Source organism: Micromonospora sp. NPDC050495, from assembly GCF_040655175.1.
In the GTDB taxonomy this organism is placed as follows: domain Bacteria; phylum Actinomycetota; class Actinomycetes; order Mycobacteriales; family Micromonosporaceae; genus Micromonospora.
In genome coordinates, this window is the sequence record NZ_JBFAJK010000103.1 from 1 (window position 1) to 6,975 (window position 6,975).

Annotated in this window: 4 protein-coding genes and 3 pseudogenes; 5 read left to right on the top strand and 2 right to left on the bottom strand. The window is 66.7% G+C overall.

Translation table 11 applies throughout. From position 1 onward, the window contains the following. The first annotated feature begins 107 nt into the window (after positions 1 to 107). From AB0I11_RS34075 to AB0I11_RS34090, 4 genes and pseudogenes are all read left to right on the top strand, one after another. Positions 108 to 614, top strand: coding sequence for a MarR family transcriptional regulator (locus AB0I11_RS34075; protein ID WP_357330025.1), 507 nt, complete (start codon positions 108 to 110; stop codon positions 612 to 614). Between the two features lie 166 nt (positions 615 to 780). Further along, complete coding sequence (locus AB0I11_RS34080; protein ID WP_357330027.1) at positions 781 to 1,833, top strand: MBL fold metallo-hydrolase; 1,053 nt, start codon at positions 781 to 783, stop codon at positions 1,831 to 1,833. A 74-nt stretch (positions 1,834 to 1,907) separates the two neighbouring features. Then, a pseudogene (locus tag AB0I11_RS34085) lies at positions 1,908 to 2,042 on the top strand (acyl-CoA dehydrogenase); the annotation flags it as partial. Positions 2,043 to 2,193: 151 nt separating this feature from the next. Next, positions 2,194 to 2,851: pseudogene (locus AB0I11_RS34090) on the top strand (IS5 family transposase). Positions 2,852 to 2,863: 12 nt separating this feature from the next. On the opposite strand, the pseudogene AB0I11_RS34095 reads toward AB0I11_RS34090, so the two are convergent. Continuing rightward, positions 2,864 to 3,459: pseudogene (locus tag AB0I11_RS34095) on the bottom strand (transposase); the annotation flags it as partial. A gap of 244 nt (positions 3,460 to 3,703) precedes the next feature. Here AB0I11_RS34095 and AB0I11_RS34100 point away from each other — a divergent pair. Further along, positions 3,704 to 5,920: a glycogen debranching N-terminal domain-containing protein gene (locus AB0I11_RS34100; protein WP_357330029.1), complete on the top strand. Its 2,217-nt coding sequence runs from the start codon at positions 3,704 to 3,706 to the stop codon at positions 5,918 to 5,920. Positions 5,921 to 5,972: 52 nt separating this feature from the next. Here AB0I11_RS34100 and AB0I11_RS34105 read toward each other — a convergent pair whose 3' ends face one another. Beyond that, a complete protein-coding gene (locus AB0I11_RS34105; protein ID WP_357330031.1) occupies positions 5,973 to 6,623 on the bottom strand; it encodes a site-specific integrase in 651 nt (216 codons plus the stop codon). Positions 6,624 to 6,975: the final 352 nt, after the last annotated feature.

The window sequence follows — 6,975 nt, forward strand, 5'->3', positions numbered from 1 at the left end:
TCCGGCGCCCAGGTCTGGATCATGTCCTCCACAACATCCGCCACAAATAGAAGATCATGCCCGAGGCCACAACCTCACCAACTGAGACACCCCCTTAGGATTGGCGCGTGTCCTCTCCTGATCACCTGCCCATGGACCCCATCGCCGAGGCGCGCCGCCAGTGGGCCGCCCACGGGTGGGAGGACGCCGCGGATGGGATGGCGGCGGTGACCTCGCTCATGCGCGCACACCAGATCACCCTCGCTCGTGTGGAGGCCGTGCTGCGGCGCTACGGCGTGACCTTCGCGCGCTACGAGGTGCTCATGCTGCTGTACTTCAGCCGCACCGGGGCGCTGCCCATGACGAAGATCGGCGAGCGCCTGCAGGTGCACCCCACCAGCGTCACCAACGCCGTCGACCGACTCGAGTCGGCCGGACTCGTTAGACGCACCGCCCACCCGACAGACCGTCGGACCACTCTGGTCGAACTCCTCGACCACGGACGGGAACTGGCCGTTAAGGCGACCAAAGAGCTCAACGCCGAGGTATTCACCGCACCAGGAATCTCGCCAGAAGGAGTGACCTTACTGATCGCCACACTCGCCGAGATGCGCCGGCACGCGGGCGACTTCTGAATTGACGCTCCGCGCCAAAGGAACTCCGTTGTGTCGGCTTACCCAATTGGCCTCGCCTGCCGATTGCGCCCTGACGCTGGCGGGGGGAGGCCCGCGGCGCGGGACGGCCGCCCAGGTCGGGTAACGTCGATCATGCATACGTGTGGAGCGGGGCGGAGGGCGGCGGATGGCAGGCGCAGCAGCAGTGCGGGTCGAAACGGATGACGTGACGTCGGACTGGACGCGCCCGGGGGTGTTCGAGGTTGCCGCGGGGGTGTATCGCATTCCGCTGCCGCTACCGCAGGACGGTCTGCGATCGGTGAACGTGTACGCGCTGACCGTCGACGACGGGCTGGTGCTGGTCGACTCCGGGTGGGCCATCGCGGAGGCCAGGCAGGCGCTGGATGCGGCCTTGGCTGCCTTGGGCTCGGGCGTTGGGGACGTGCGGCGGTTTCTTGTGACGCATGTACACCGGGACCATTACGCGATGGCGGTGGCGGTACGGCGCGAGTTCGGCGCGGTGGTGAGCCTTGGCGAGGGGGAGCGGTCGGCGATCCTCGCGCTGTCCACTCCCGGCCGTCGACCGATGTCCGAACAGTGGCAGGCGCTGGTTCGATGCGGCGCAGGCGAGATCGTCGAGGCGCTGCGCGCGCGGGCCGAGCTGGTACCGCATGATCCGGCGGACTGGGCGGGGCCGGACGACTGGCTGGCAGGTGGGACGGACCTTGTGCTACCGGCCAGGACACTTCGGGTGGTGGCGACCCCTGGGCATACCCGTGGGCATGTCGTCTTCATCGATCGCGACGCGCAGCTGATGTTCGCTGGCGATCACGTTCTTCCGCACATCACGCCGTCCATCGGCTTCGAGGCGGTGGCCGCCGCGCTGCCGCTGGGGGACTATCTGGACTCGTTGCGGCTAGTCCGGTCGCTGCCCGACCAGCGGCTGCTGCCGGCGCACGGTCCGGCCGGCCCGAGCGTTCACGCGCGTGTCGACGAACTCCTGCACCATCACGCGCAGCGGCTGGACCGTGCTTGCGGGATCGTGCAGGACGGAATGACTGCTTACGAGGTCGCGAGTCGGCTGACCTGGACCAGGCGCGAGCGGTCCTTCGCAGACCTCGACCTGTTCAACCAGATGCTCGCCGTCGCCGAGACGGCCGCCCACCTCGACCTGCTGGTGGCGCAGGGGCGGCTGAAGGCCACCGACGCCGATGGAGCGCGTCACTACGACCCGGCCTGACCGCCCCGGGCCTGCGTTCCGCAGCTTCGCTTCGATATAGTCCGCGAATCTGGGGCCTGAGCTGGGCAAACTGCGGCAACGGCATCAGCGACGAGTTCGACGTCGCCCGCCACCTCGTCAACCTCGAGGTCGTCAACACCTACGAAGACACCCACGACATCCACGCCCTCACCCTCGGGCGTGCAATCACCGACATCTCCGCGTTCTGAGAGGGCGTCTTGTTCGACTTGCACCTGATACACGCCGGTTGCTGTGCTCCCAGGTTTGGAGGGTCTGAACCGCAACGACCGATGCATCACGACTCCTCGCCGCCCGTATCGCACTGATCTGTCTGACGCACGGTGGGCGCTGATCGAGCCGATGATGACCGCGTGGCGGGCCGCGCAGGGCGGGCTTGGCAACCGCCCGCCCATGCATGACCTGCGTGAAATCGTCAACGCGATCCTGTACGTCAACCGGACCGGGATCGCCTGGGAGTACCTGCCCCACGACTTCCCGCCGTACAAGACCGTCTACGCATACTTCAGCCGTTGGGCCGCCGACGGCACCACCGAGAAGATCCATGACCTGCTGCGCGGCAAGGTGCGGCAAGCAGCCGGCCGCGATCCGGAGCCCACCGCTGCGATCATCGACTCCCAAAGCGTCAAGACCAGCACCAACGTGCCTGAAGGCAGCCAGGGCATCGACGCCGGCAAGAAAGTCAAGGGCCGCAAGCGGCATCTGGCCACCGACGCGCTCGGCCTGCTCCTCGTCATGATCGTCACCGCGGCCAGCGTGTCGGACACCGCCGCCGGCCGCGACGTCGTTGACCACCTGGCCGCCACCCACCGTCACATCAACACGGCATATGGATCATGCGGCATCGCCGACTCGTACGCGACTACGAAACGTTACCCGAGCACTCCCGGGCCCACATCCACTGGGCCATGATCGACATCATGGGCCAGCGACCCACCAGGAGACGACCCCATCATGGCGCGACCACCAACACGAAACGGGCACATCACTACATACATGATCGAGACACCCTCTTGCGGCCGTCGACGCGGACCCCGACGATCACGAGCAGGCACAGTTTCGCCTCGTCGAGGCGCACGTTGAGGCGCACGCCGTCGGCCCACACGTACACGTAGTCGACCGTCGACAGATCCCGGTCGGCGAAGGCACGGGCCTCGTCCTGCCACTGCGTGGTCAGCCTCGTATCGTCGCGGCGGACAGGCCCGAGCCGGTGTCGAGGAACTGCTGCAGCGCGGGCACGAAATCGCTGCTGGACAGACCGTGCAGGTACAGCAGTGGCAACACCTCGTTGATCTGCAGCGGCTTGCGGCACCACGCGGGCAGGATCGCCGAGGCGAACCGCCGCCGCTCGCCGGTAGTCTCGTCGACGCGTTTGTCGTTGACCCGCGGCGCGACCACCGCGACCGCCCCGGCACTTGTGAGCACCTGCCGCGGCCGTGCATGACCGTTGCGCACCACCAGCCTGCGACCCTGCTCGTCGACCTGGTCGGCGTGCGCGGCGATGTACGCGGCGACCTTAGCCTCCAACGCCGCGGCCAGCATCCGACGCGCACCGTCGCGTACGATCTCGTCGATCAACGAGCCGCCCACCGGACCTGGCGTCGTCACGGCCGCTGGCGTCGGATCATCCGGGTTGACTACTGTGAGCACGGGCGTACCTTCCCGACCCGCGCAGCGAACGCGGGCCTACTCGATTCCCTGACTTGGACTCGCCGGGAGGGTACGCCCCCCAGCGCTCATCCACAGGTTTCGAGCATTGCTCTCAATTTGCGCACTTTCTAAGTCTTCGCGGTCGTAGTCTGAAGCGAGGGATCGATCGACCGTCGGCTGTTCCCTGCGTATGGAGGGTGTCGTGACTACCACCGGCCGTCGGCCCACTCCGGCCGACCCGACTCCTGACATCACCCCTGAGGGTCAGATCCCGAGCGGGATGGTGCGGAATTTGCCGCCCGAGCTGGGGCCGGACGCAATCGCGGTGCAGCAAGCGCATACGTTCATGTACTCCAACGCCGTCGGCGATGTCGCCCCAGGCTCGATCGGTGGGCTGACACACGACGACACCCGCATGGTCTACCAGTGGGAGTTGACGCTCAACGGCGCGCCACTGCTGGTCCTGGGTTCGGGCGCGGTCGAGCCGTACTCGGCGGTCTTCTTCCTGACCAACCCTGAACTGCCTGGCCTGCAAGCGAATCAGGTAGGCGTTCGCCGACAGCGTTTCGTCGACGGTGGTTTACACGAGCGTATCCAGGTGCAGAGCTTCAACCCAGAGCCGCTGTCGCTCGAGGTTCGCCTCGCGGTCGGGACCGACTTCGCAGACATCTTCGAAATCAAGGAGATCGTCCGGGACCGATCGGCGCAGATCAGCCGGTCGCATGCCCCGGACGGTTCGTGGCTGCAGTTCAGCTACCGCAACGGTTCTTTCGAGGCGGTCACGAGGGTGAATGCCGATCCGCCGGCCAGCCGGGTGGAGGGCGACACCCTAGTGTGGGACGTCCGGTTGGAGTTGAAACAGGAGTGGCGGTGTGAGTTGTATGTCCCGCTGCGGGTGGGCCCGGAGGAGATGCGGCCGCCGCGCCGGGATTTCGAAGAGGTCTTCGGCGGCGGCGCGGCCGACCGCGCTGCCCAGTGGCGATCGCTCGCCCCAAGGGTACGCTCAGACCTCGACCTACTGCGCGCAGTATGGGACAAGACGGTAGTGGATTCCACCGCGCTGATGATCGAGGTAGAGAGCCGCGGCCGTACGAGCATTTTCTATGCTGCCGGTATGCCCTGGTTCCTAGCCCTTTTCGGCCGGGACAGTTTGATCGCTTCCTACCAGAGTCTGAGCTTCGCCCCACGCTCGTCACGACAGGCGCTGCTGTCACTCGCCGCGATGCAGGGCACAAAGGTCGACGACTTCAGCGACGAGGAGCCGGGCAAGATCCTGCATGAAATCCGCAACGGTGAGCTGACCCGCCTCGGCATCAAACCCCACAACCCCTACTACGGCTCCGCCGACACCACCCAACTCTGGCTGATCCTGCTGTCCGAATACTGGCGGTGGACCTGTGATGACGAGTTCGTCCGGGAACTGCGCGACAACGCGTACGCGGCGTTACGGTGGATCGACGAGTACGGCGACCGGGACGGCGACGGGTACGTCGACTACGCCACACGGTCACCGCAAGGACTCGGTAACCAGTGCTGGCGGGACTCGTGGGACGGCGTACGTTTCGCCGACGGGACGATCCCGGTGCTGCCGATCGCGACCTGCGAGATCCAGGGCTACACCTATGACGCGAAGTTGCGGATGGCCGAACTGGCCGATGGGCCGTTGCGCGACCCGAGGTTGGCGCGGCAGTTACGGGCCGAGGCCGCCGGGCTGCGTGACCGGTTCAACAGGGACTTCTGGATCGAGGATCGCGGTGGTTTCTACGCTCTGGGTATCGACGGGGACAACCGCCTGATCGACTCCATGACCTCCAACATGGGTCATCTACTCTGGAGCGGCATCGTCCCGGTCGACCGGGCGGCCATCGTCGCCCAGCAGTTGATGTCCGACGAGATGTTTTCCGGCTGGGGCGTCCGCACCACATCCGCCGCCGAACGCGGCTACAACCCGATCGGCTACCACATGGGCACCGTCTGGCCGCACGACAATTCCCTGATCGCCCTCGGCCTCGCCTGCTACGGGTTCCGGCAGGAGGCCAACCGGATCATCATGGCGATGCTGGATGCGGCCAAGTACTCCAACGGCCGCCTGCCCGAGGCGTTCTCCGGCTACGACCGATCCTACGGCCAGGCGCCCGTACCGTACCCGACCGCCTGCAGCCCACAGGCCTGGGCGACGTGCGCACCGCTGCTCTTTGTGCGCACCATGCTCGGCTTCGACGCCCGCGATGGCCAACTGGTGGCTGAACCCGACATTCCTTTACGAATTGGTCGGATCGAGCTGACCGGCACACACGCCTTCGGTAAACTCTGGGACCTGGAAGCAATCGGCACTCAGGCATACATCCGCCGGTCCCTCCGCGAGTTCCGCCACGCTCCGGATCTGAGGGAGGGCGGCCTGCGACCTTCGCACTCGTAATGCGTAGGTCGACGGTTCGATTCCGTCAGGCGGCTCGGTACAGAAGCCCAGGTCATCGACCTGGGCTTCGCCGTTTCCCAAGGTCGACAACCTCGCCGCCGGCCGTGCCAGTCCTTGAATAGTCCTTGTCGCGTGCCGCCACCGCCTCGTCTAGCCGGTTGGCGACCGCGTCCAGGTCGTCACCGAACAGGCCCGCGTACACGTCCAGCGTCATCGACGCCGAGGCGTGCCCGAGCATCCGCTGCACCGCCTTGACGTTGGCGCCCGCCGCTACGGAGAGACTCGCCGCTGTGTGCCGCAGGTCGTGGGGAGTCAGCCCGGCCAGCCCGACCGACGCCGCAGCCGGGGCGAAGACCCGCGAGCGGAAGTTGGTGTTACGGAGTGGCCCGCCGTTCGGGGCGGTGAAGATTAGTTCGTTCCGGCGCTTGTCCGCGATGTGCGCGGCCAGCTCGTTGACGAGGAACCGCGGAATCGGCACCGACCGGCGCTGGTGGTTCTTTGGCGTGCCCTCGACCAGCTCCCCGCCGACCTCTGCGAATGCCACCGCCACCGTTACTCGACGCCGCAGCAGATCCAGCCGGGACACCCGCAGTGCCGACGCCTCACCCCACCGCAGCCCGGTGTAGGCGAGGAACCGCACCAGCAGCCCGTATCGCCCGCACGCTTCCGCGAGCCTCGCCACCTGGTCGTGGTCGAGGAACACTGGTTCCTCCTTGACCACGCGAGGCAGCCGCACGCCCTCTGCCGGATTCCGAGACATGCGACCGCCCGTACCGCGTGCGCCAGGGCCAGCGACAGCACCCGGTGCGCGTACCGGACCGTTGCCGGGGCGAGGCCGGACGCGGTGAGCCGTTGGACCCAGGCTGCCACCTCCGCGTATGAGGCTGCCGAGAGCGGGATCTCCTCCCACGTCGGAAGGATCTGCCGCCGTAACGCCAGCTCATACCGGGCGCGAGTCGACGGCTTAGGGGTGTCTCAGTTGGTGATCTTTGCGAGTCGGCGGTGGCAGATGAGGATGGCGGCGAGGTCGGCGAAGGCTTGGAAATGCTCGGCTT